Source organism: Rhodomicrobium vannielii ATCC 17100 (genome assembly GCF_000166055.1).
Lineage (GTDB): Bacteria > Pseudomonadota > Alphaproteobacteria > Rhizobiales > Rhodomicrobiaceae > Rhodomicrobium > Rhodomicrobium vannielii.
The window spans coordinates 243,973-266,337 of sequence record NC_014664.1; the positions used below are offsets into that span (position 1 = coordinate 243,973).

Annotated in this window: 17 protein-coding genes; 12 read left to right on the forward strand and 5 right to left on the reverse strand. The window is 64.5% G+C overall.

All coding sequences use genetic code 11. The features are described 5' to 3' along the window. Nucleotides 1-183: 183 nt before the first annotated feature. Nucleotides 184-1,128: a fumarylacetoacetate hydrolase family protein gene (locus RVAN_RS01040; protein WP_013417902.1), complete on the forward strand. Its 945-nt coding sequence runs from the start codon at nucleotides 184-186 to the stop codon at nucleotides 1,126-1,128. Between the two features lie 328 nt (nucleotides 1,129-1,456). Here RVAN_RS01040 and RVAN_RS01045 read toward each other — a convergent pair whose 3' ends face one another. After that, nucleotides 1,457-2,353 (reverse strand): carotenoid 1,2-hydratase, encoded by an 897-nt coding sequence (locus tag RVAN_RS01045; protein WP_013417903.1) that lies wholly within the window; start codon nucleotides 2,351-2,353, stop codon nucleotides 1,457-1,459. Then, a complete protein-coding gene (crtD, locus tag RVAN_RS01050; protein WP_013417904.1) occupies nucleotides 2,350-3,918 on the reverse strand; it encodes a 1-hydroxycarotenoid 3,4-desaturase CrtD in 1,569 nt (522 codons plus the stop codon). The genes RVAN_RS01045 and crtD overlap by 4 nt, the downstream gene beginning before the upstream one ends. A 156-nt stretch (nucleotides 3,919-4,074) precedes the next feature. On the opposite strand from crtD, the gene RVAN_RS01055 reads away from it, so the two are divergent. The 11 genes from RVAN_RS01055 to pufC all read left to right on the forward strand — a co-directional run bounded on the left by RVAN_RS01055 (nucleotide 4,075) and on the right by pufC (nucleotide 14,114). Beyond that, nucleotides 4,075-5,205, forward strand: coding sequence for a methyltransferase (locus RVAN_RS01055; RefSeq protein ID WP_041787166.1), 1,131 nt, complete (start codon nucleotides 4,075-4,077; stop codon nucleotides 5,203-5,205). Between the two features lie 83 nt (nucleotides 5,206-5,288). Beyond that, a complete protein-coding gene (bchC, locus tag RVAN_RS01060; RefSeq protein ID WP_013417906.1) occupies nucleotides 5,289-6,254 on the forward strand; it encodes a chlorophyll synthesis pathway protein BchC in 966 nt (321 codons plus the stop codon). After that, nucleotides 6,251-7,261, forward strand: a complete 1,011-nt coding sequence (locus tag RVAN_RS01065) for a chlorophyllide a reductase iron protein subunit X (RefSeq protein WP_013417907.1) — start codon at nucleotides 6,251-6,253, stop codon at nucleotides 7,259-7,261. The genes bchC and RVAN_RS01065 overlap by 4 nt, the downstream gene beginning before the upstream one ends. An 18-nt stretch (nucleotides 7,262-7,279) precedes the next feature. After that, the gene (gene bchY / locus RVAN_RS01070; protein ID WP_013417908.1) at nucleotides 7,280-8,872 is read left to right on the forward strand and encodes a chlorophyllide a reductase subunit Y; all 1,593 of its coding nucleotides are present in this window, start codon (nucleotides 7,280-7,282) and stop codon (nucleotides 8,870-8,872) included. Then, complete coding sequence (gene bchZ / locus RVAN_RS01075; protein WP_013417909.1) at nucleotides 8,866-10,317, forward strand: chlorophyllide a reductase subunit Z; 1,452 nt, start codon at nucleotides 8,866-8,868, stop codon at nucleotides 10,315-10,317. The genes bchY and bchZ overlap by 7 nt, the downstream gene beginning before the upstream one ends. Next, a complete protein-coding gene (locus RVAN_RS01080; protein ID WP_013417910.1) occupies nucleotides 10,314-10,589 on the forward strand; it encodes a hypothetical protein in 276 nt (91 codons plus the stop codon). The genes bchZ and RVAN_RS01080 overlap by 4 nt, the downstream gene beginning before the upstream one ends. Nucleotides 10,590-10,709: 120 nt before the next feature. Continuing rightward, entirely contained in the window at nucleotides 10,710-10,928 is a 219-nt protein-coding gene (pufB, locus tag RVAN_RS01085) for a light-harvesting antenna LH1, beta subunit (RefSeq protein WP_013417911.1), read from the forward strand. Between the two features lie 19 nt (nucleotides 10,929-10,947). Then, nucleotides 10,948-11,124 (forward strand): light-harvesting antenna LH1, alpha subunit, encoded by a 177-nt coding sequence (gene pufA, locus RVAN_RS01090; protein ID WP_013417912.1) that lies wholly within the window; start codon nucleotides 10,948-10,950, stop codon nucleotides 11,122-11,124. Between the two features lie 113 nt (nucleotides 11,125-11,237). After that, nucleotides 11,238-12,062, forward strand: coding sequence for a photosynthetic reaction center subunit L (gene pufL / locus RVAN_RS01095; RefSeq protein WP_013417913.1), 825 nt, complete (start codon nucleotides 11,238-11,240; stop codon nucleotides 12,060-12,062). 13 nt (nucleotides 12,063-12,075) lie between these two features. Beyond that, nucleotides 12,076-13,053, forward strand: coding sequence for a photosynthetic reaction center subunit M (pufM, locus tag RVAN_RS01100; RefSeq protein WP_013417914.1), 978 nt, complete (start codon nucleotides 12,076-12,078; stop codon nucleotides 13,051-13,053). Beyond that, the gene (gene pufC / locus RVAN_RS01105) at nucleotides 13,050-14,114 is read left to right on the forward strand and encodes a photosynthetic reaction center cytochrome PufC (RefSeq protein WP_013417915.1); all 1,065 of its coding nucleotides are present in this window, start codon (nucleotides 13,050-13,052) and stop codon (nucleotides 14,112-14,114) included. Before pufM ends, pufC begins: the two co-directional genes overlap by 4 nt. Before the next feature lie 367 nt (nucleotides 14,115-14,481). Here pufC and RVAN_RS18550 read toward each other — a convergent pair whose 3' ends face one another. From RVAN_RS18550 to RVAN_RS01120, 3 genes are read right to left on the reverse strand one after another with little or no spacing between them, the layout of a single operon-like run. Continuing rightward, complete coding sequence (locus RVAN_RS18550) at nucleotides 14,482-18,330, reverse strand: UvrD-helicase domain-containing protein (RefSeq protein WP_013417916.1); 3,849 nt, start codon at nucleotides 18,328-18,330, stop codon at nucleotides 14,482-14,484. After that, nucleotides 18,323-21,598, reverse strand: a complete 3,276-nt coding sequence (addB, locus tag RVAN_RS01115; RefSeq protein ID WP_013417917.1) for a double-strand break repair protein AddB — start codon at nucleotides 21,596-21,598, stop codon at nucleotides 18,323-18,325. Before addB ends, RVAN_RS18550 begins: the two co-directional genes overlap by 8 nt. Next, nucleotides 21,573-22,310, reverse strand: a complete 738-nt coding sequence (locus tag RVAN_RS01120; protein ID WP_013417918.1) for a nucleotidyltransferase family protein — start codon at nucleotides 22,308-22,310, stop codon at nucleotides 21,573-21,575. The genes addB and RVAN_RS01120 overlap by 26 nt, the downstream gene beginning before the upstream one ends. Nucleotides 22,311-22,365 lie beyond the last annotated feature (55 nt).

The window sequence follows — 22,365 nt, forward strand, 5'->3', positions numbered from 1 at the left end:
CTATCCGGCGAGCCGAACCCTTACATACTCTAGTTTGCGTGTCTTGCGTAGGCCCGACCGATTTCGATCTCGATTGCGCCGGGTTCCGCTCCGCCCCAAATTGAAGGCTACGAAACTGACGGGACGAACGGGAAGCAAAGCGCCGACACGCGCGGGCGCTACCCAGCGAGAGGAGAAACAGTCATGACCACCATCGAGGTGCCGCTCGATTCGAAATTGAGGCTGCTCACTTTCGCGGACGAGCAGGGCCGCGCGCGGCTCGGCGTCGTTAGGCCGGACGGCCATGTGACCGATGTCGCCGAAACGGCGCGGCACGCAGACCGTTGGCTCTGTTTCGACGGCACATCCATGCGCGCGCTCATCGAGGGCGGGGCGGAAGCGCTGGCGGAAGTTCGCGAGCTTGCCGAGTTGGGGCTGCATAATGGTTTCAAGGTGTCTGAGGCGCATATCCTGCCGCCGCTGCCGCGCCTGAACGGCAACATCTTTTGCGTTGGCTGGAATTATGTCGAGCATTTCAGCGAGGGCGCTGCCTTCCGCGACCCGAATCAGAAGCTGCCGGAGCATCCGCTGTTTTTCTCGAAGGGTGTCGCGGCGCTGAACGGGCCGTTCGATCCGATCCCCTACGATGCTGCGATCTCAGCTCAGGTCGACTGGGAGGCGGAACTTGGCGTCGTGATCGGCAGGCGCGGCAAGAACATCACCGAGTTCGAGGCGCTGGATTATGTGTTCGGCTACACGGCCATCAACGACGTGTCCGCGCGCGACATCCAGAAGGCGCGGCATGGCGGCCAATGGCTGAAGGGCAAGAGCCTCGACGGCACAGCGCCGATGGGGCCGTGGATCGTGCCTGCGGGCGATTTCGACGCGAGCGCGGTGCGCATCATCACGCGCGTCAACGGCGTCGTGAAGCAGGACGGCAACACGCGCGACATGTACTTCAACATCCCGCGCATCATCGCGGAGCTTTCGCGCGGCATGACGCTTCAGCCGGGCGACGTCATCTCCACCGGCACGCCGTCTGGCGTCGGCATGGGCCGCACACCGCCTGAGTGGCTGAAGCCCGGAGACGTGCTGGAAACGGAGATCGAGGGGATCGGCACGATGCGCAACGTCATCCACGAGGCGTGAGGGCGAGGCCTGCGTTTCGGAAGTCGGCGGGGCAACGGCGGCGGGAACCGAAAACGAAACGGAGCGCGATTTCTCGCGCCCCGCCTTTCGACCGAAATCGGAGTGGGCTTACTTGCCCTTCTTCGCCTTCGGAGCGGCCTTCGCCGGAGCGGCGGCGGCCTTGGCTGTAGCCGGCTTGGCGGCGGGTTTCGGAGCTGCTGGTTTCTTCGCCATCGTCTTATTGCCCCTTAGCAATATGTTGCGGACATCGAATCGTGAGCCAGATTCGTATCGTACAAACAAATAACGGCCGATTGTTTCCACAGTTATTGCAGTCTAGGACGTTTTTTTATTCGATTTGATCGCGGCTCATTCCGAAAACGCCGCGCGAACTGCCCTGAAGCGTCACGCGGGGCATGCGCCAGCCCAGCAGCGATTGCACCCAGCGCTTGCGGAACCGGTCGAGAGAAACGCTCTCGTGCATCGCATGCACCGGCTCGCCGAGAAGATGCGTGGCGATCATGGAGCGCGAATAAAACGGCGTGTCTTCGAGCGTCTGCTCCACATTCGCGGTGTGGCCTGCGTCGACCCTCGTTTCGCGCGGCATCTTCCAGTAACGCGTCAGCGGAAGATCGCAGCGCTCGCGAAGCTCCACCGGGCTGACGCTGCCGTCGGCCGCGATCTGGATGCCCATGTTGAATTTCGAGCCGTTCTGCCGCGTGCCTTCGTACAGCATCACGGCGCTGTCCGACAGGCAGGCCCGCGACCAGTTCCAGTAGGAGAAGCCGTCTTCCAGCGGCTCGTCGCCGCGATTGGTGTCGAAATAGCCGGTGCCGGTCCACGATATGGCGGGCGCATCGAACCGCGCTTCCACGCGAGCGCGGGGCGCGATCGGTGCCCAGAGATGGCGGCCATCCGTGCCGAAATCGGTCGCGAAGTCGCTGCGGATTTCGGGTTCGAGCGTGACCACGCCACGCACCGGCAGGCCCGTGACCGGCGCTTTCTCGTCAATGCGCACGATGAGGCGCGTTCCGTCCCATGACAGGCTCGACGGCCCGATGGCGAGTTGTTCAGGCGTCGCGCCCAGCGCATGGCGGCATCGCTCTGTCATGGCCCACCGCGCCGCGCCGCGCCCATAAACCGCAACATTGATGGAGCAGTGTTGCGCCGGATCGACGATCGCGCGGCGACGCTCCTTCGCGTAGTACGGCGAGAAGACGCTGCCGATGAAGGCGATGATGGTCAATCCGTAGCGATGGTCTGCGCTGAACGCATCGACATACCACCAGGCGTAGCCATTCGGTGCAACAGCCTCGGCAAAGCGAGGTCCGCAAGTAGCGCCTCCGATGCGAGAGCGCCAGACAGCGCCGCCATCGGAATGCCCGGCCCCGGATGGACGCTCCCCCCCGCGAAATAGAGGCCCGGCATGGTCGAGCGCGTCCCCTGTCTCTGGAACGACGCCATCCAGCCGTGCGAGGCCCGGCCGTAGATCGCGCCTCCCGTTCCCGGCAGAAGCGTCTCGAAATCCTGCGGCGCGGTTCTCACCAGCGCTCCCGGCAGCGGGCGAAGCGTTAGGCCGCATGTTTCCATCAGCCGGAAAGTCTTCGTCTCGCATTCTTCGATCTCCGCTAGGCTGAGGCCGGAACCATTGAGTAGAGCAGGGGCATTGACGACGGTCAGGAAGCGTTCGGCACCGTCTTCGCTTCGACCTCCGCGTCCGTCGCGATCTTGCGCACAAAGATAAACCGTTGGCGCGGGCGGAAGTTTTCGCTGCCTGAAAATAGCGTCGAATTCCAGATGATAGGGCGCTGCCGGGAAGAAGACAGTATGCCGCGCGAGAGGCAAGCCCGAAGCTTCGGCCTGAAAGGCGAGCGTGAGCGCCGACAGCGACCGGCGGCGAGGCGGAACGCGGCGCGTGGCGCTCGCGGCATCGCGGCCGAGGCGGCCCGCCGCAACGGGCGAAGGGTCGGCGTTCAGCACCACGGCGTCAGCGGCGATGTGCTCCCCGCTCGCAAGGCGCACGCCCGAAGCCCGGCCGAATTCGGCGGTCACTTCCGCTACCTCCGCGCCGTAGCGGTACACGACGCCGAGCCGCCGCCCGAGCGATTCGAGCGCAAGGGCGATTTTGTGCATGCCGCCATCCACGAGCCACACGCCTTGCTGCTCGACATGGGCGACGAGCATCAGTGTGGCGGGCGAGGCGAAAGGCGATGCGCCGCAATAGGTGGAGTAGCGCGCGAAAAGCTGGCGCAGCCGAGGGTCGCTCATGTGGCGGCATACGGCATTCCAGAAGGTCTCGTAAGGGTTGATGCGCCAGAGGTCGGAGAAAGCGACGGGGCCGACGCGCCAGATCAGTTTGGGCAGGCTCGGCTTCTGCGCGCGGATGAACGAGGGGTCTAGGATGCGGTAGATTTCCGCCGCCTCGCGGCAGAACGCTCGGTAGCCTTGGGCGTTCTCCGCGCCTGCAAAATCCGCGATGGCATCGAAGCTGCGTTCCTCATCCGCGAAGAGATCGAGCGTGCTTCCGTCCTCCCACGCATGGCGTGCGATGATTTCGGCGGGCTTGACGGTGAGGTAATCGGAAAGCGACGCGCCCGCCTTCTCGAAGATGGCCTCGAAGACCTCGCGCATCGTGAACACGGTGGGGCCTGCGTCGATGGCCGTCCCGCCTGCGTCGACTTCGCGCATTTTGCCGCCCGGCTTGTCGAACTTCTCGACCACGGTGACGGCGACCCCTTCCGCGGCGAGGTTAACTGCGGCGGACAACCCGCCTATGCCTGCCCCGACGATGACGACACGTGTCTCCGGCAAATGAATCTCCCGCAAGAACGGCGTTGACACGCCGACCGGTGACCGTCCAAGAGTGACGGCAGGGCTTGGGACAAAAAGCAGACGAACAGGCCACGCGCGGTGACTCATCCTCGAAATATCGCAAAATTGGATAAACGAAGCAACTTTAACGCTTTGATGGACCGCGCATTTGCGTTCCGCGACCGGGTGCTGTCGAGCCCGCGCTTCATCCGCTTCGCCGAGACGTTTCCGCTGACGCGCCCGATTGCGCGGCGCGAGGCGGGCGCGTTGTTCGATCTTTGCTCCGGCTTCATCTATTCGCAAGTGCTGCTGTCGTGCGTGCGGCTCGGCCTGTTCGAGCACCTGCGCGGCGGACCGTTGGCGCGGGACGAAATCGCGCGGCGCCTCGGCCTCGGCGAGGATGCCACGGCGCGGCTTCTGACGGCGGCGGTCGCCCTGCGGCTCGCGGAGGAACGGAGCGGCGGGCGTTACGGCCTCGGGCGGCTCGGCGCTGCTGTGCTGGCGAGCCCCGGCCTCACCGCGATGGTGGAACATCACGGCCTCGTCTATCGCGACCTCGAAGACCCCGTTGCGCTGCTGCGCGGCGAATCGAAGACCCCGAGCGCGGGCGAGGCGGTGAACCCTGCGGCCGACAAGGGCACGCATCTCGCCTCCTATTGGCCGTATGCCGAGGGCGATACGAGCGCGGATCGCGACGCGGTTTCGGCCTATACGGCGCTCATGGCCGCGACGCAGCCCGCCATCGCCGAAGAGGTGCTCGACGCCTACGATTTCACGCGCCACCGCTGCCTCATGGATGTCGGCGGCGGCGACGGCACATTTCTGCGCGCGGCGGCAAGGCGCGTGCCCGCCCTCGACCTCGTGCTGTTCGACATGCCCGCCGTGGCCGATCTCGCAGACGCAAAATTCAAGGCGGCAAACCTCGCTCACCGGGCGAAAGCGGCGGGCGGCGATTTTACGAAGGATCTGCCGAAAGGCGCAGACGTCGTGACGCTCGTTCGGGTGCTGCTCGATCATGACGACGACACCGCGCTGAAGATCCTGACATCGGTCCGCGCCGCGTTGCCGCAAGGCGGGGTGCTCGTCGTTGCCGAACCGATGGCCGGAACGCGTGGCGCTGAGAAGGTCGCGGCCTATTTCAGCCTCTATCTGATGGCAATGGGACGCGGCAGGCCCCGCACCGAAGCGCAGCTTCGCGACCTGTTACAGCGGGCGGGCTTTACAGCGATCAAGCGCTGTGCCACCCATCAGCCGCTTCTCGTCCGCGTGCTCGCAGCCACATTTTGATATCTAGAACGAGTGTAAGTTTGAATTGACATATAAGTCGGTCAAGCTAGGATGACACAGCTTCCGAAGAGACTAGTTGTGCAATGGCCCTCCTTCAAGAGTTTCCAACCGAGACATTAGCTGTCGTTCTGGAAGAGCCCGAAAAGCTCGGCCTGCGCCGGCTTGCGCTTCCGTCTCCGGGGGATGCCGATGTCGTCATCGACGTCGAGTGGAGCGGGATCAGCACGGGCACGGAACGCCTCCTTTATACCGGGCGCATGCCGCATTTTCCGGGCATGGGTTATCCGCTGGTTCCGGGCTATGAGTCCGTGGGCCGCATTTCATGGGCGGGTCCGGCGGCTGGCATTTCGGTCGGGGAGCGCGTTTTCATTCCCGGCGCAAATTGTTATGGCGAAGTTCGCGGGCTTTTCGGCGGCACGGCGTCCCGAATCGTGATGCCGGGCGCGCGCGCCATTCCGATTGCCGAAAGCCTCGGCGAGCAGGGCATCCTGTTCGCTCTCTCGGCGACCGCGCATCACGCGGCGTTCTCCGACAAGGGCGTTCCTGCCGACCTCATCATCGGGCATGGCGTTCTCGGTCGCCTCATCGCGCGGATCGTGGTTGCGAGCGGTGCTTCGGCCCCGACGATCTGGGAAAAGAATCCCGCGCGTTTCGATGGCGCACAAGGATATACGGTGCTCGATCCCGATCAGGATCCGCGCCGCGATTATCGGGTCATCTGCGACGTGAGCGGCGACTCGACCATTATCGACTCGCTCGTGGCGCGGCTCGCGCCCGGCGGTGAAATCATTCTCGCCGGTTTCTATGCCGACCGGCTCTCCTTCAGCTTCCCGCCCGCCTTCATGAAGGAAGCGCGGTTCCGGGTCGCCGCACAGTGGCAAAAGGCCGACATCGCGTCCGTGTCGAAACTCGTGGACAGCGGCCTTTTGTCGTTTGACGGGCTTATCACGCATCGCGTTTCTGCTGACAATGCGCCTGCCGCATATCGCACGGCGTTCGAAGATCCGGCCTGTCTCAAGATGGTATTAGATTGGAGAACGTTAGCATGAGTCTTGACGCCAACGAAGCCAACGCCCTCGAACGGCAAGCGGCGCAGCTTCGCGCCGAGGCTCAGGAAGAGCCCGCAGCCGTGCCTTCGGGCGAGGTCAAGAAAGAAACGCAGATCATCGCGATCTACGGCAAGGGCGGCATCGGCAAGAGCTTCACGCTCTCGAACCTGTCGTACATGATGGCCCAGCAGGGCAAGCGCGTGCTTCTTATCGGCTGCGACCCGAAGAGCGATACGACATCGCTTCTGTTCGGCGGTCGCGCCACGCCGACCATCATCGAGACGTCGTCCAGGAAGAAGGCCGCCGGCGAGGAATTGCGCATCGAGGACGTTTGCTTCAAGCGCGATGGCGTATTCGCGATGGAGCTCGGCGGCCCGGAAGTCGGGCGCGGCTGCGGCGGTCGTGGCATCATCCACGGCTTCGAGACGCTGGAAAAGCTCGGCTTCCATGAATGGGGCTTTGACTACGTGCTGCTCGACTTTCTGGGCGACGTGGTTTGCGGCGGCTTCGGCCTGCCGATCGCGCGCGACATGTGCCAGAAGGTCATCATCGTCGGCTCGAACGACTTGCAGTCGCTCTATGTCGCGAACAACGTCTGCTCGGCGGTGGAGTATTTCCGCAAGCTTGGCGGCAATGTCGGCGTCGCTGGCATCGTCATCAACAAGGACGACGGCACGGGCGAAGCGCAGGCCTTCGCCGAAGCAGTCGGCATTCCGATCCTGTCGGCGATCCCGCAGCACGAAGAGCTGCGCCGAATGAGCGCGAATTATCAGATCGTCGGTATCCCCGGCACGACCTGGGCACCGGTGTTCGAGACGCTCGCCACCAATGTGGCCGAAGCGCCGCCGGTACGCCCAACGCCTCTTTCGCAAGATGGTCTTCTGAATCTCTTCAAAGGGGATGCAGTCGGTCGCGGAATCGTGCTTGAACCGGCATCGCAGTCCGACATGCGCGGACACGAGATCGTCGAGAAGCCCTCCCTCGAAATCGTCTACGACGTAGCATAAGGCAGTTTGCGAGTTCCCATGACAGCACTTGAACGCCAATCCTCACAAGCCGCCACCGGCGAAGTCGTTTACGACGACGCCGGACGGGTTGCGGCTGCCGAGACGTCGGCCGTCAAGTCTGATGCGGGCGTCGACGGCGCTGGCGTCAGCTGTCATGCGGGCGCTGAGGAGATGAAAAAGGCCGCCGCCGCCGCGGGCCAGAGCGAAATTCTGGAGCAGTTCGCGAAGGACTATCCGCAAGGGCCGCACGACCAGCCGCAGACCATGTGTCCGGCCTTCGGCTCGCTCCGCATCGGGCTACGCATGCGCCGCACGGCGACGATCCTCTCCGGCTCCGCCTGTTGCGTCTACGGCCTGACCTTCACCTCGCATTTTTACGGCGCGAAACGCACCGTCGGCTACGTCCCCTTCAGTTCCGAAACGCTCGTCACCGGCAAACTCTTCGAAGACATCCGCGACGCCGTATACAAGCTCGCTGATCCGGCCAATTACGACGCGATCATCGTCACCAACCTTTGCGTACCGTCCGCTTCCGGCGTTCCGCTGCGCCTCCTGCCGAAGGAAATCAACGGCGTCCGCGTGGTTGGCATCGACGTGCCGGGCTTCGGCGTGCCGACGCATGCCGAGGCGAAGGACGTGCTGTCCGGCGCAATGCTGCGCTACGCACGCGGCGAAGCCGAGGCGGGCCCGGTGCAGGCACCGCGCGGCGGGCGCTCCGAAAAGCCGACCATTACGCTCGTCGGCGAGATGTTCCCGGCCGATCCCGTCACCATCGGCATGATGCTTGAACCTCTCGGCCTCGCCGCCGGACCGGTCGTGCCGACGCGCGAATGGCGCGAGCTTTATTCCGCGCTGGACTGCGCCGCCGTGGCCGCGATCCATCCGTTCTACACAGCGTCTTTCCGCGAGTTCGAGTCGGCGGGCCGCTCGATCACCGGCTCTGCTCCCGTCGGCTATGACGGGACGGCGGCCTGGCTCCTCTCCATCGGTGAACTTTGCGGCGTCGCGCGCGACAAGGTCGACGCCGCGCTGAATCGCATCCTGCCCGCCGTTCGCACCGCGCTCGCCAAAGCGCCGGTCAAGGGCCGCATCACAGTCTCCGGCTACGAAGGCTCGGAGTTGCTCGTCGCGCGCATGCTGATCGAAAGCGGTGCCGACGTGCCTTATGTCGGCACAGCTTGCCCGAAGACGCGCTGGTCCGAATCGGACCGCGAATGGCTCGAAGCGAAGGGCGTTCGCGTGCAATACCGCGCCTCGCTCGAACAGGACATCGCGGCGGTGGACGAGTTCCACCCAGACCTCGCGATCGGCACGACGCCCGTCGTGCAGCACGCAAAGGCGAAGGCGATCCCCGGTCTTTATTTTACGAACCTCATATCCGCCCGCCCGCTGATGGGCGTCGCAGGGGCAGGCTCGCTCGCGCAGGTGGTCAACGCGGCCATCGCCAGCAAGGCCCGCTTCGAGGAGATGAAGGCGTTCTTCGGCAGCGTCGGCACGGGCTACACGGCCGGCGTGTTCGACGAGGCACCGAAAGAGCCCGCGAAGGTCAAGGAATTGCCGTTGAAGAAGCCGTCAGCCAATGACCTCCCGAAGGAGGCCATGGGATGCTGATCGCGGATCTCGACAGAGCTGGCGGCTATTGGGGCGCGGTTTACGTCTTCACTGCCGTAAAGGGGCTTCAGGTCATCATCGACGGCCCGGTGGGCTGCGAGAACCTTCCCGTCACGGCGGTGCTGCACTACACGAACGCGCTGCCCCCGCACGAGCTTCCCATCGTCGTCACAGGTCTGTCAGAGGAAGAACTCGGCAAGACCGGCACCGAAGGTGCCATGAGACGCGCCCACAAGGTACTCGACCCCCGAGTGCCGAGCGTCGTCGTCACCGGCTCCATCGCGGAGATGATCGGCGGCGGCGTGACGCCCGAGGGTATGAACATCCAGCGGTTCCTTCCGCGCACCATCGATGAAGACCAGTGGCAAAGCGCGGACCGCGCGCTCGTCTGGCTTTGGAAAGAATACGGCGTCAAGAAGAAGGTCAAGGCGAAGCCGAAGGCCGCCGACGCCAAGCCCAGCGTTAACATCATTGGGCCGAGCTATGGCGTCTTCAATACGCCGTCCGATCTTGCGGAGATTCGCCGTCTGGTGGAGGGCATTGGGGCCGAGGTGAACCTCGTCTTCCCGCAAGGCACGCACCTGAATGACATACCGCGCCTCGCCAGCGCCGACGCCAACATCTGCCTCTATCGCGAATTCGGCCGCCTGCTGTGCGAAGCGCTTGAAAAGCCCTATTTGCAGGCGCCGATCGGGCTGCACTCGACAACGAAATTCCTGCGCGCGCTCGGCGAAACGCTTGGCCTCGACCCCGAGCCGTTCATCGAGCGGGAAAAGCTCACCACCATCAAGCCGCTCTGGGATCTCTGGCGGTCAGTGACGCAGGACTTTTTCGGCACAGCGAGCTTCGCCATCGTCGCGAACGAGACATATGCGCGCGGTGTCCGCCATTTTCTTGAGGACGAACTGGGCCTGCCTTGTACTTTCGCAGTATCTCGGCGCACCGGAATGAAGACCGACAACGACGAAGTGCGGCGACTCGTCCGCGAAAAGCCTCCATTGGTGCTTTTCGGCTCATATAACGAACGCATGTATCTGGCCGAAGCGGGCGGGCGCTCGATGTATATCCCCGCTTCTTTTCCGGGCGCGATCATTCGCCGCCATACGGGAACGCCATTTATGGGCTACGCTGGCGCTACCTACCTCGTGCAGGAAGTCTGCAACGCATTGTTCGACGCACTTTTCAACATTCTGCCGTTGGGGAAAGATCTGGACCGGATCGAGGCGACGCCTTCGCGTCTCGCGCGCCAACTTCCCTGGGACGAAGATGCCAAGGCTCTCTTCGACGAACTCGTCGAGGCACAGCCGGTGCTTGTCCGAATTTCGGCAGCGAAGCGGTTGCGGGATGCAGCAGAGAAAGCCGCACGCGAGGCGGGAGAAGCGAAAGTTACGGCGGTGCGGCTCGGTCAATCGACAGCGCTGGCCATCGATGGGAGGGCGGCATGACGGCTGCGGATCTCGAATCGGGCAAGACTGAGAAGGATGCGAGGATCGTGACTTCTCTTTGCACTCAAGACGTAGGCCTGCACGCTAGCATGCGGGCGAAAGAAGCGCAGGAGTTTCGGCTGATGTTTATCGCCACTTTTCCGCTTTTTCTGGCGGCCGGACTTGTGAAGCGTGCAGTTTCCCCGCGACGCGGTGCCGCGCGGCGGAAATCCGTCTTCGCTGAAGCCCGCGCAGCTGCCAATACGTGTATTCCATTCGCATTCATGCGATAGGAAAAGGTTTCGCCCGGATGTCCGGGCAAAAGAACTCCATGGCGAGAACGCCATGGCGAACCCGGCCGCGAGGGCAATGCGCGGTAACTGCAAGAGTCCACTTTAGCGGAGATCAAGCTTATGGCTCAAGAAGAAAGGGATGTCTCGCTCACCGGGCTGACCGAAGGCGAGGCGAAGGAATTCCACAGCATCTTTGTTGCTAGCTTTATCGGCTTCACCATTGTTGCGATTATCGCTCACGTTCTGTCCTGGAACTGGCGTCCTTGGGCTCGCCCGCTCGCCGACCTCGGCGACGGCGTGCAGACCGCGGCCCTGACCATTGTCCAGTATCTCGCCTAATTCATAAGGAGAAAATCACATGTGGCGCATTTGGCTTCTTTTTGATCCCCGCCGGGTTCTGGTCGCGCTGTTCGCGTTCCTCGTCGTCCTGGGTCTCCTGATCCACTTCATCCTCCTCAGCACGACCCGCTACAACTGGATCGACACTCCGGCTCCGGCGGCTGCTTCCCAGAACTCCGCCCTTCCGGCTCGCTGAGCGGTTGGGTCCACACAGAATGGCGGATGAGGATAGTCGCGCCTCATCCGCTTTCTTGGGAATTTTTCAAAGGGAGGTCGAGCGGCGGCTCGCCTCCTAATTGGAGGTGAGCGATGGCATTGCTCAGTTATGAAAAAAAATACCGCATTCGAGGCGGCACCCTCGTGGGGGGCGACCTATTCGACTTCTGGGTGGGCCCGTTCTACGTTGGATTTTTCGGGGTTACCACGCTGTTCTTTGCACTCCTTGGAACGGCATTGATCGTATGGGGGGCTGCCCAAGGGCATACTCTCAATATCTGGAAGATCAACATCGCTCCGCCAGACCTGAGTTACGGTTTGGGTATGGCTCCTTTGGCCAAGGGCGGTCTCTGGCAGCTCATCACGATCTGCGCGACTGGCGCATTCGTATCATGGGCGCTGCGCGAAGTTGAAATCTGCCGCAAGCTGGGCATTGGTTATCACGTGCCGATCGTCTTCAGCGTTGCGATCTTTGCGTATATCAGCCTTGTTTTCATCCGCCCGGTTCTCATGGGCGCGTGGGGCTTTGGTTTTCCCTACGGCATCCTCAGCCATCTAGATTGGGTATCCAACACTGGATATCAATATCTGCACTTCCACTACAACCCGGCCCATATGCTCGCGATTGCGTTCTTCTTCCTGACGACGCTTCTTCTCGCGATGCACGGCGGTCTCATTCTCTCGGCCCTCAATCCAGGCGGCCGCGATGTTGTGAAGACACCCGAGCATGAGAACGCCTTCACTCGCGATCTTCTGGGTTATTCCGTCGGCACCATCGGCATTCACAGGCTCGGCGTTTTCTGCGCGATCATGGCGGTTCTTTTCAGCGCCCTCTGCATCGTTCTGAGTGGACCCTTCTGGACCAAGGGTTGGCCCGAGTGGTGGAACTGGTGGTTCAATATCCCAGTCTGGCGCTAGGGGGGAACAGACCATGGCCGAATATCAAAATATCTTTACACAAGTTCAAGTTAAGGGACCAGCGCATCTCGGTGTTCCCTTGTATCGCGACCAATATGGCCGCACCGGCAAGCCTTTCCACGTCTATCTGCTCGGCCTCATCGGTGACGCGCAGATCGGCCCGATCTATCTCGGTTTGACCGGCGTCGCATCGATCATCTTCGGGTTCATCGCGATCGAGATCATCGGCCTCAACATGGCCGCCTCGGTGGACTGGAGCCCGGCGCAGTTCGTGAAACAGCTGCCTTGGCTGGCTCTTGAGCCGCCGGCTCCTGAAAATGGGCTTAAGATCCCGTCGCTGAACAATGGCGGCTGGTGGCTCTGGGCTGGCTTCTTCATGACGGCTTCCGTGCTGCTTTGGTGGGCCCGCACTTACCTCCGCGCCCGTCAGCTCGGCATGGGAACGCACATCGCTTGGGCGTTCGCTTCCGCGATCTTCCTGATGCTTTCGTGCGGTCTTTTCCGCCCGGTCCTCATGGGAACATGGGGTGAAGCTGTACCGTTCGGCATCTTCCCGCATCTCGACTGGACGGCGACGTTCTCCATCCGCTATGGGAACCTCTACTACAACCCGTTCCACATGCTTTCGATCGCCTTCCTGTACGGCTCCACGCTTCTCTTCGCGATGCATGGCGCCACGATCCTCGCGGTCAGCCGTTTCGGCGGTGAGCGCGAAATCGAGCAGTCTACCGATCGCGGCACGGCGCTTGAGCGCGCTGGTCTTTTCTGGCGCTGGACCATGGGCTTCAACGCTTCCATGGAATCCATCCATCGCTGGGCTTGGTGGTTTGCGGTACTGTGCCCGATCACCGGCGGTATCGGCATTCTTCTGACCGGAACTGTCGTCGATAACTGGTACCTCTGGGGCATCAAGCACGGTTTCGTGCCGGTCTACCCCGAGACTCTGCCCGTCATCGTTGACCCGGCCCTTCTTCCGGGAGCTCCCAAATGAGTTACAAGCAACGAATCCTAACCCTTGCCCTTGCGGGCGCGGCACTGGCGGTCTTCCTGGTCGTCTTTTCCTACTACACGCTGCAGCGTCCAACGGTTGAATGGCTGCAGTGGGGGTATCGCGGAACGGGCTTGGTGCACATTGTCAACTCCCGCGACATCCATAGCCAGAAGCAGCAGGCTCTGAATGCGGTTCCGGCTCCGGAAGAGAATATCGACCCGGCTGGCACGAAGGCTTCGGCTGTCTATCAGAACGTCAAGGTTCTCGGCGATCTCGACTCGAACGAGTTCCTGCGGTTCATGACGGCGATCACCAAGTGGGTGGCGCCGGAACAGGGCTGCGCGTACTGCCACAATGAAGCGGATTTTGCCGACGAGAACGTCTACACCAAGATCGTTTCTCGCCGCATGATCCAACTGACCCAGGATCTCAACGCGAAATGGAAGTCTCACGTTGCGATCAACGGACAGGGCGTTACCTGCTACACGTGCCATCGCGGAAATCCGATCCCGAAGAACGTATGGTACACGCCGGTCGAACCTCGGTTCTCGAAAGCTCTGCTCGGTAATCTTGCCGGTCAGAACCAGCGCGCTCCGGCTGTCGGCCTGACGTCACTGCCGTTCGATCCCTTCACGCCCTTCCTTATGAAGAGCGAACAGATCCGCGTTGTGGGCCCGACCGCTTTGCCGACGACGAACCATATGTCGCTCAAGCAGGCGGAATGGACCTATGGGTTGATGATGTCGATGTCCAAGTCGCTCGGCGTCAACTGCACGTACTGCCACAACACCCAGAACTTCCAGTCCTGGGGAGCAAGCAGCCCGCAGCGTGTGACTGCCTGGTACGGCATTCGTATGGTGCGCGATATCAACAACAACTACATCAATCCGCTGACGCCGCTTTATGCGAACGTCCCCGGCCGCAAAGGTCCGGCTGGCGACATCGCGAAAGCGAACTGCGCCACCTGCCACCAGGGTGCTTTCAAGCCCCTCTACGGTGTGAGCATGCTCAAGGAATACCCTGTGCTTGCTGGCCCCGCAGCTACGGTGAAGACGCAGTAAACTTGAGAGAGGTGCTGGCGCCCGTCGCCGGTACCTTTTTTGCCATTGCTCAAGAACAGAAACCCTCGCTTCGGCGGGGGTTTTTGTTTTATCCCACGACTGCCGGTCGCGACGAACGCGAGCTTCGGCGCACTAAATTCTTCAGTCCCAGCGTGTGACGGCGTTAACAATGCACATCACAGCATGAGACTGAACACCTACGCTATCGCTTGGAGCGCGCGCATCCGGGGAAGGCGAAAGCAGCAAGCTCTCGACTCCCATGGCTCCCTTGAATGCGAAAGACTTGGCGTCGCCAACCGGTTGTGTGGCGAATTTGCAGACGTCAAAACGACATCTTCACCCGCCAACCACTCGCGCGCATGCGGTGTCAGCCCTCCAATCCGGCCTCGTGGAACGGATCGGCGAGCGACCCCGCCAACAAGGTCGCGAACGCATCGAGTGCTTCGGCGTCAGCCTCAAGGAGTGAAGCAGAGCGGGCGTTGATGAGCGACGCGTGGATGTTCGCCGCCGGATAAAGTTGGCCGAGGGCGAGGCGATACGCGGCAAGTTGCGCGACATAGACGGCAGGCAGTGGATCGCCGTCCGACAGCGTGCCGGATTTGTAGTCGAGAAGCTCGATACCGTCTGTGCCAATCGAGATTCTGTCGCACTGGCCGAGGATGGCGGCGCGTTCGTTCGATTCCAGCGCGATGGCGATCCCGGCCTCCGAAAGCACGCGCTTGTCTCCCGGCCTAAGATGTGGGGTTGCGAGCAATCTTTCGACGCTTTCAAATGCTGCTTCAATGCGGTTGCCGGGAAGCGCTTCGCGAAAGGCCGCGGCCGCGAGTTGCGCGGCCTCGCCGCGCCGACCTTCGGGCAGTCCGGGAAGGATTTCGAGAAGCCGGTGAATGAAAATACCGGTCTGCTGCGCAACCTTCCGAGCGACGCCGTCATGGGGGTTCGGCCCCCATTCATCGAGGTCTGAGGCGGTTTCGAGCGCTGGCGCGCGCAGAAAAAATGCGTCGACAGGAGGTTGATGAGCGTTCAGTGAAGCCGGTTCGCGTGACGATTTAAGCGCGTCGTTCGGCGAGCCGGACGCGGCACGACGCTGGATGTCGGTCAGCGTCTCTGCGTCAAATCGGTTCCGAATTAGCGCAGGCGGAACCAGCGCGGAGGCGGAGAGAAGCACGCGGGAATTTCCTGCGGGGGCGGACTTTCCCGCCCAGTCGGGCAGCGCAACCGGCATCGGCTCGCCGTGGTTTCCTCCGGCGCCGCTGACGCCATGCAACTCCGAGCCGAGGCGCCAGAAAAGGCGGCCGTGATCATCGACGCCCCCGGCAGCATGCGGCTCAAGCGCCGACTTCACCGTGTCGAACCAGCAGCCCTCGGGCAGCGTATCGCCCGTGTGGGAGCCGGCGATATAAAGCCGATCTCGCGCTCGGGTCATGGCGACGTACAGAAGCCGCCCCGATTCGCGCCGAGCCGCTTCAGCAAGCTCTTCCTTTTGGTCGGCGACGGGTGGCAACGCGCCCGCACCCTTGATCGTCCACACCGGCACGCGAACGCCGTCGGCGCGGTCCTCCAGGAGCAAGATTGGCGGCTGCCGTCCTGCCCTTGCGCCGCATGCGTCGGCCAGGATGACGATTGGCGCTTCGAGGCCTTTTGCGCCGTGCACCGTCATGATCCGCACTTCGCGCGTCGCCTGATCGGTCTCGCGCTTTACTTCGGCCGCGCCATGGCGCACGAACACGAGAAAATCCGCGAGGTCACCGCGCCCGCCCGCGCTGAAGGTTTCGGCGAGGTTCGAGAACTCGTCCAGTGCTTCGAAGCATTGCGGGCCGAGCCGCGCGCCGAATGCCGCTCGACCATCGGGCGGGGTGTGCGCTGCGGCGGAAGCGTAGCGCGTTTCAGTCGATAGCGAGATCGAGTCGATTTTCCCCGTCGACATGTCGTCTCCGCCAACGCCCCTGAAGTGGTTCGTGTCCTCCCCGAATGAGGCAACACTCGCACCGCCGATGTGCGGATCGTCGGCCTGCCCGCCGCGCCCGTCGTCGGAGTCCGACGCAGCAGGCAACGGGTGATCCAGTACCTGCGCGTAAAAATCGAAAGGCGAAAGCCGATGCGCCAGATCGCGCCACGACGCGAGCCGCGCCGCAGCCTCGGCGAAGCGGCCAACTGCCTCGGCTTCGGCGCGCGCGCCAAGCGCGGCCCAGAGCGAGCCCTCTCGCGGGTTGCGCAGCGCGAACAGATCGTCATCCGAAAGCCCGAACAGCGGACTTTTCAGCGCCGCCGCGAGCGCGAGGTCGTCCTCGGGCTGAAGCAGCGCATCGCCGAGCGCGAGCAGGTCCATCACCGCGAGGTCATCCACAAGCGACATCCGGTCCGCGCCCGCCACCGGCACGCCCTCGCGTTTCAGCGCGGCTTGAAGCAGGCTCGCCATCGGCTGACGCTTCTTCAGGAGGATGATGATGTCGCCCGGGTCAACGGGTCGGCCCTCCCGCCCGAGCGCAGCGCCGCCATCGAGCCAGCCACGCACCTTGGTGGCGATCCGCGACGCGAGCGCTTCCGCCGGTTTGGCGGAGGTGGCCGCGTCGTCTTCCGGCACCCAAACGTCGCCCTTGTCCTGCCGCGCGCCGCGTTCGGGCTGCCAAAGCTCGACGAGGCCGCCATCGTCGTCGCGATTGGCGATGTGCGGCATGGGCGCGGTGCTCAAGCCCCCGCCGAGCGCTGCGGAGACGTGGTCAACCGCCGAAAGCACGGGCGCCAGCGTGCGGAACGACAGGTCCAGGCCGATGGTTCGGAACGGCATCTGCGTCGCCCGCGCCTTCTGCTCGTAAGCCGCGCCAAAGGCGGCCAGGAATTCGGGCCGCGCGCCCTGAAAGCCGTAGATCGACTGCTTCTCGTCGCCCACGGCAAACAGCGTCGGCATGGTCGCGCGAGCGCTCTCGCCGGAAAAAAATTCGGCCGTCAGCGCGGCGACGATAGCCCATTGCTCGGGGCTCGTGTCCTGCGCCTCATCGACGAGAACATGGTCGATGCGGCCGTCGAGCTGATAGAGCACCCACTCGGCCGCGTCTTCGCGATGGAGCAGCGCCAGCGTCTTCTCGATAAGGTCGTCGAAATCGACCGCGCCGCGCGCACGTTTCTCGGCCTCGTAAGCGTCGAAGATCGCCGCCGCGAGCCGGAACAGCGCCGCCGTCGCTGCGACAACCTTCGCGGCGCAGATCTTGCGGTCGAGGTCGAAGAAATCCGTTTGCGCACGGGAAAGCCGCTCGCACAAGGAGGGCGCGCGCCGTTGGGTCGGAGCGGTGGCCAGCCGCTTTTTCGGCTCGCCGCCCTTCGTTCCGAGCGCTTTTTTGATGCACGCGCATTTCGACGCCGCGTCCGGTGCGCTCATCGCCAGACGCAAACTCGCGGCGATCTCGGCTTCGGTCTTCCCGCCCTCGGCGAAAATGGCGACGATTTCGCGAATCGTCTCGTCGCTCAGCACGGCCGCCGCGCGATCGATGAGGCTGGCGGCGGTTTCGTTCGCCGCAAGCCCGAAGATCCGCCGAAGCCGCGCGTTCACCGGAGCGATGCGGTCCCCTTCCGGCCCGACGCTCAACAGGTAGTGGATCGTGCGGCGATGGCCGAGCATGTCCTTCAACACACGGCCGAATTCATCCTCGCCTGCATGGGCCACGGCGGTGGCGAGCGCATCGCGCATCGCGCCGCTTTTCGCCTCGGAAAATGCCGCTGCCTTCGCCGCCGCCAGCGCGTCGCGGGCCTCCTCTTCCGTCATCACCGTGAAGCCCGGCGGCACGTTTGCCTCGAAGCTGAAGCGGCGAAGCAGGCGCTCGCAGAAGGCGTGGATCGTCATGATCGGCAGGCCGCCCGGTGCATCCGTCACGGTGGCGAACAGCGTGCGTGCGGCGGCCAGTTCGCCAGCCTCGGCGGGGCGGTCGAGGAGTGCCGCGAGCGCCGCCTCCAGCGTTGCCGCGTCGGCGGTGGCCCATTCGCCCATGGTTTTCAGCACGCGCGCTTCCATCTCGGCGGCGGCATTCTTGGTGAAGGTCAGGCACAGGATCGAGCGCGGCGCGGCACCCGCGAGGCAGAGCCGCAGGATGCGCTGCACGAGGACGTGCGTCTTGCCGGTTCCCGCATTTGCGCGCACCCATGCCGAAACAGACGGATCGGCCGCCGAGCGCTGCTTGCGGGAGGCCTCGGCGAGGCGCGCGTCGTGAAGTGCGTCACTCATCGCCGCCTCCGTCTTCCGCGCCTACGTCTTCGCCGTCAGCCGCCGCCGACCATTCCTTCACGCGCGCCAGATGCGCGTAAGGGTCGTTGTCGGCCTTGTCCCTGAAGATGGCGCGGGCTTCGTAGGCGTAGGGCGTCGCCTCGTCGTCGAAGCGCGCGATGCGCAGGAGCAAACCGGCCTTCGCGGCGGCGATGGCTTCCTCGCTCGGCACCTTCAGCGTGACGATGTCGCCCGGCGGCTCTCCGCCCGACGCGATGATATAGCAAAGGTCGGGCGCGCCGCCTGCGGGCAGCCCCGCGAACGCGCCTTCCATGGCGAGCATGCCTTCCAGCGCGAGTTGGGGAGCGCCACGCCGCGCGGATGTCGTCGCCGCGTTCGCGCTCGTCTTGAAGTCGAAGATGCGCAAGCTGCCATCCGCGCCGAGGTCGATGCGATCGGCGCGCGCCGTCACCTCGAACGGCCCGGCCGCTCCCTCCGCCACGAGCTTCAGCTTGCCACCAACTTCGCTTTTCAACAGCCGCAATCCATCGCGCCGCTGCGCTTCCGTCGCCGCGAACCATTCGGCGAAGCGGGCGAAGCGCGGCCGCCAGAACGGCGCGGCGTCGAGGTCGAAGCCGAATTCCTCAGCCGAGCGGTCGAGGCATGCAACGAGGCGAGCCGCCGCATCGTCCGGCACGCGGTCAGGGTACGCCTCGAAAAACCGATTGAGCGCCGCATGATAGAGCGTGCCCTTGTCGCGCGCGTCATGGCTTTCGCCGATGCGGCGGAGCGGTTTGAGGTCAAGGATGAAGCTTGCGTAAATCGCATAGGGGTTCGCAAACCACGTCTCGATGGCGGTGACGGACAGGCGGCGCGGGCGTGCGGACAGCGGCGGACGCGGCTCCGGCGGCGCAATGGGCGTGACCGTCGCGGGCATGCGACGCGCCCGCGCCATTTCGAGCCAATCCGCGCCGGTCTCGATCTCGGCGAGCCGGCCCGTGCCGCGCGCAAGCGTGGTGATGCGCGCGATCCAGCGGCTCGGGCGCGCGAGGCTGCCGTTTGCCTTTTTCGCGCGGGTGAGTACGACGCGCGGCGCGGCTGCGGCCAGCGAGGCGAAATCATGCGCGGCCTGCCCGATGCGGCGTTCTTCGGGGGAGAGGCCGATAGCGGCGCGGTCCTGCCGATTGAGCCACGGGCTTGGCCCCGGCGTCTGCGGCCACGCGCCTTCGTTCAGCCCGCCGAGCACAATTACATCGGCAGACAGAAGGCGGGCGTCGAGCGGACTCAAAAGCGACAGGCGTGGATGCGGGCTGCCCGCAGCGGGCGTCGGTTCGCCGCGCGCGAGTTCGGCGAAAAACGCGGCGTAGTCGTTGATGTCGAGCGCGAGGGAGGGCGCATCGACGCCGAACGCGTCGCCAAGCGAAGGCGCGTCGTCGCCCGCATCGCAGGCGAGGCCGATTGCGGCGAGACGCGCGAGCGCTTCATCATGCGCCGCCACCCAGCGCCGGAAGGGAAGTGTCGGCGCCGCGTCTGATGCCGGGTCGGCGGCGTTTTCGGTGAGCGGCGACAGCGCGTCGAGCACGTCGCCAGCGAGGAGCCGCGCGGCGTCCCATGCCTCGGCATCGATCCGGCGCATGGCGGGGTGGCGGGCCTCGCCGCTCGCGATGGCGTGCTGCGCGCGGGCGAGCGCCGCCGGGATGCCGTCCATCGAGGCGGGCCGCCACATCTGCCGCGCCGCTCCGAGATCGACCAGTTCGGCGAGGCGGAGAAAGCGGTCGCGGTCCGCGCCTGGATCAGCCTCCGTCAAATCGGACTCGCGCTGACGGAGATAAGCTGATCGAGGTTCGAGAAGGCCTAGCCGCAGCAGCGCCGTGAAATCCTCGGGCTTGCCGCTCGTCGCTGTTGCCGCCACGCGTAGCGCGAAAGCGTGCCGAGGCGCGGCGGGCAGTTCGCTCGCCATTCCCCAAGCCGCGAGGGCATGACGGACGCGGGCCGTGAGCGCATCGTCGGGCGTCACGAGCGCGACATGCGCGGCTTCGTCTTCGAGCGCGGCGCGCAGGATCAGCGCGACGACGACCGCTTCTTCCTGACTCGTGTCTGCTTCGACGAGCGTCAGCCCCGGCGCGAGGGTGCCACGCGGCGCGTCACAAAGTGAAACGTCGGCCCACACATCGCGGGCGGTTGCCCCCGCATCGCGGCTGCCCTCGGCCTTTCGCGCCGCAACATAATCCGCCCAGCGCGCCGTTGTGGAAGCGGGCCGCATGGCCTCACTGAGGAACGCCGCGCGGATCGGATCGCCGCCAGCGGGCAACGCGCGCACCGTTTCAAGCTCGCTCACCTCGTTGCGGCAAACGACGAGCCGCGCGAGCAACTGCCACAAACCATGCTGCGGGTGCTCGGGGTGCTCGGCGATGGCCTGCCACGACGCGTCATCGAGCGCGCGGTCGAGGCCGTGCAGCACGATGGCCGAGCGCGCGCGTCCGCCGAGCGCTTCCATCAGCCCCATGGTCGCGGCGACGCTGCCGGTCGAACCGGCGACGATCACCGGCGCGTCGCTCGCGCGGATGAACGCCGCTTCAAGGGCCATGAGGCGGTTGCGCCGCTCCTCGCGGTCGAGCCGCCGGCTGCGCTTCTTGTGCGCGTCCCACGCCTTGCGCACGGCGCGCAGGATTTGCAGTGAAATCTGCTCGCCGCCGGAGGCGTGGCCTCTGTCGAGCCGGTCGATTTTGGCGAGGTCGGCGCGCTCGCGATGGGCGTCGTCGATGAGGCTTGCGATGTCGGCGGCGATCTTCGCCGCGCTCGTCGCCGTGACGCCGGAGAACAATTGCTCGCCGAACTCCATCCGCGTGCTGTGGATGTCGCGCGCGGCCTTCATCGCCGCAGCGCTCAGATGGACGCGACGTTCGATGTCGCCGACTGGTTTCGGCACGTCCACCGCATCGCGAAGGAGGGCGAGCGCATCACCGGCGTCCATATGCGGCGCGTAGGCCGCGAACATGTCGAGCGGATCGGCGTCGCCGAGCACGCGGATGCGCGGCAGAAAGGTTGCGCCGCACGGGCTGAGGTCGAGGAGCGCGAGCTTCAGCGGTGTGACGGCGGCTTGCGACGGCACATAGACATTCAATGCGGGGATGTCGTGCGGCTCGGGCTCGCCTCCGCCGAACAGCGCGCCGTCGAGGATCGCGGCGGCGAGCGCGGGCAGGAAAGGGCGGTGAGGCGGGCAAGCAAAGACGGCACTGCCGCGCGCGGCCGAAAACCCAAGCTCAAGCTGTGCGCCGCCGCCTGTCATTCAAGAACCGCTCCGCATCCGCGAGCGCTTCAGGCGTACCGACATGCATCCACGTTCCATCGAGTTCCACCCCGAACAGCCGACCTTCAGCCATAGCCTTGTCGAAGATTCGGTTCAAGGAGAACGCCCGGTCCGCGATGCCGTCGAACAGCGCCGGGTTCAGGATCGACACGCCCGCATAGACATGCGCAGCTTCGCCGTCGCGCGGACGCCGTGCTAGGCGGCCGTCGTCGCCGAGAGTGTAGTCGCCGCGCCCGTCATAGCCGAGGCTGCGGTCGCGATGCGAAAGAAGAAGGAGCACGTCCATGCGATGCGGCTCCCACGCGGCGGTCAGCGCGGCGATGTTCGAGCGCGCGCCCTCGCTCCATACGCTGTCCGAATTATGCACGATGAAGGGATGCAGCCCGAGAAGCGGCAGCGCCTTTGCCACGCCACCGCCGGTTTCGAGCACGGCATCGCGCTCGTCGGAGACGGTGATTTCCGGCGTGCGCCGCGGCCTCACATGCGCTTCGATCTGGTCGGCGAGGTAATGCACGTTCACCACGGCGCGGAGGATCCCCGCATCCGCCAGCCGGTCGAGCGCGTGGTCGATGAGCGCGCGGCCATCGAGGCGGACGAGCGGCTTCGGGATCGTGTCGGTGATGGGCCGCATGCGCGTGCCGAAACCCGCCGCCAGCACCATCGCGGTCTCGATCTTGCCTTCGCGCGTCATCCGCCCCCGCAAATGAAAATGGCCGGGCAAGCCCGGCCATCGTGTGTTGCTGCGC

Bases quoted from the DNA above. Each gene is read 5' to 3' on its own strand.
- bchC (WP_013417906.1), top strand. From the start codon at position 5,289: ATGGCCCTCCTTCAAGAGTTTCCAACCGAGACATTAGCTGTCGTTCTG.
- pufA (WP_013417912.1), top strand. From the start codon at position 10,948: ATGTGGCGCATTTGGCTTCTTTTTGATCCCCGCCGGGTTCTGGTCGCG.
- addB (WP_013417917.1), bottom strand. From the start codon at position 21,598: ATGACAGGCGGCGGCGCACAGCTTGAGCTTGGGTTTTCGGCCGCGCGC.
- bchZ (WP_013417909.1), top strand. From the start codon at position 8,866: ATGCTGATCGCGGATCTCGACAGAGCTGGCGGCTATTGGGGCGCGGTT.
- pufC (WP_013417915.1), top strand. From the start codon at position 13,050: ATGAGTTACAAGCAACGAATCCTAACCCTTGCCCTTGCGGGCGCGGCA.
- pufM (WP_013417914.1), top strand. From the start codon at position 12,076: ATGGCCGAATATCAAAATATCTTTACACAAGTTCAAGTTAAGGGACCA.
- bchY (WP_013417908.1), top strand. From the start codon at position 7,280: ATGACAGCACTTGAACGCCAATCCTCACAAGCCGCCACCGGCGAAGTC.
- RVAN_RS01065 (WP_013417907.1), top strand. From the start codon at position 6,251: ATGAGTCTTGACGCCAACGAAGCCAACGCCCTCGAACGGCAAGCGGCG.
- RVAN_RS01120 (WP_013417918.1), bottom strand. From the start codon at position 22,310: ATGACGCGCGAAGGCAAGATCGAGACCGCGATGGTGCTGGCGGCGGGT.
- pufL (WP_013417913.1), top strand. From the start codon at position 11,238: ATGGCATTGCTCAGTTATGAAAAAAAATACCGCATTCGAGGCGGCACC.
- RVAN_RS01040 (WP_013417902.1), top strand. From the start codon at position 184: ATGACCACCATCGAGGTGCCGCTCGATTCGAAATTGAGGCTGCTCACT.
- pufB (WP_013417911.1), top strand. From the start codon at position 10,710: ATGGCTCAAGAAGAAAGGGATGTCTCGCTCACCGGGCTGACCGAAGGC.
- RVAN_RS01080 (WP_013417910.1), top strand. From the start codon at position 10,314: ATGACGGCTGCGGATCTCGAATCGGGCAAGACTGAGAAGGATGCGAGG.
- RVAN_RS01055 (WP_041787166.1), top strand. From the start codon at position 4,075: ATGGACCGCGCATTTGCGTTCCGCGACCGGGTGCTGTCGAGCCCGCGC.
- RVAN_RS18550 (WP_013417916.1), bottom strand. From the start codon at position 18,330: ATGAGTGACGCACTTCACGACGCGCGCCTCGCCGAGGCCTCCCGCAAG.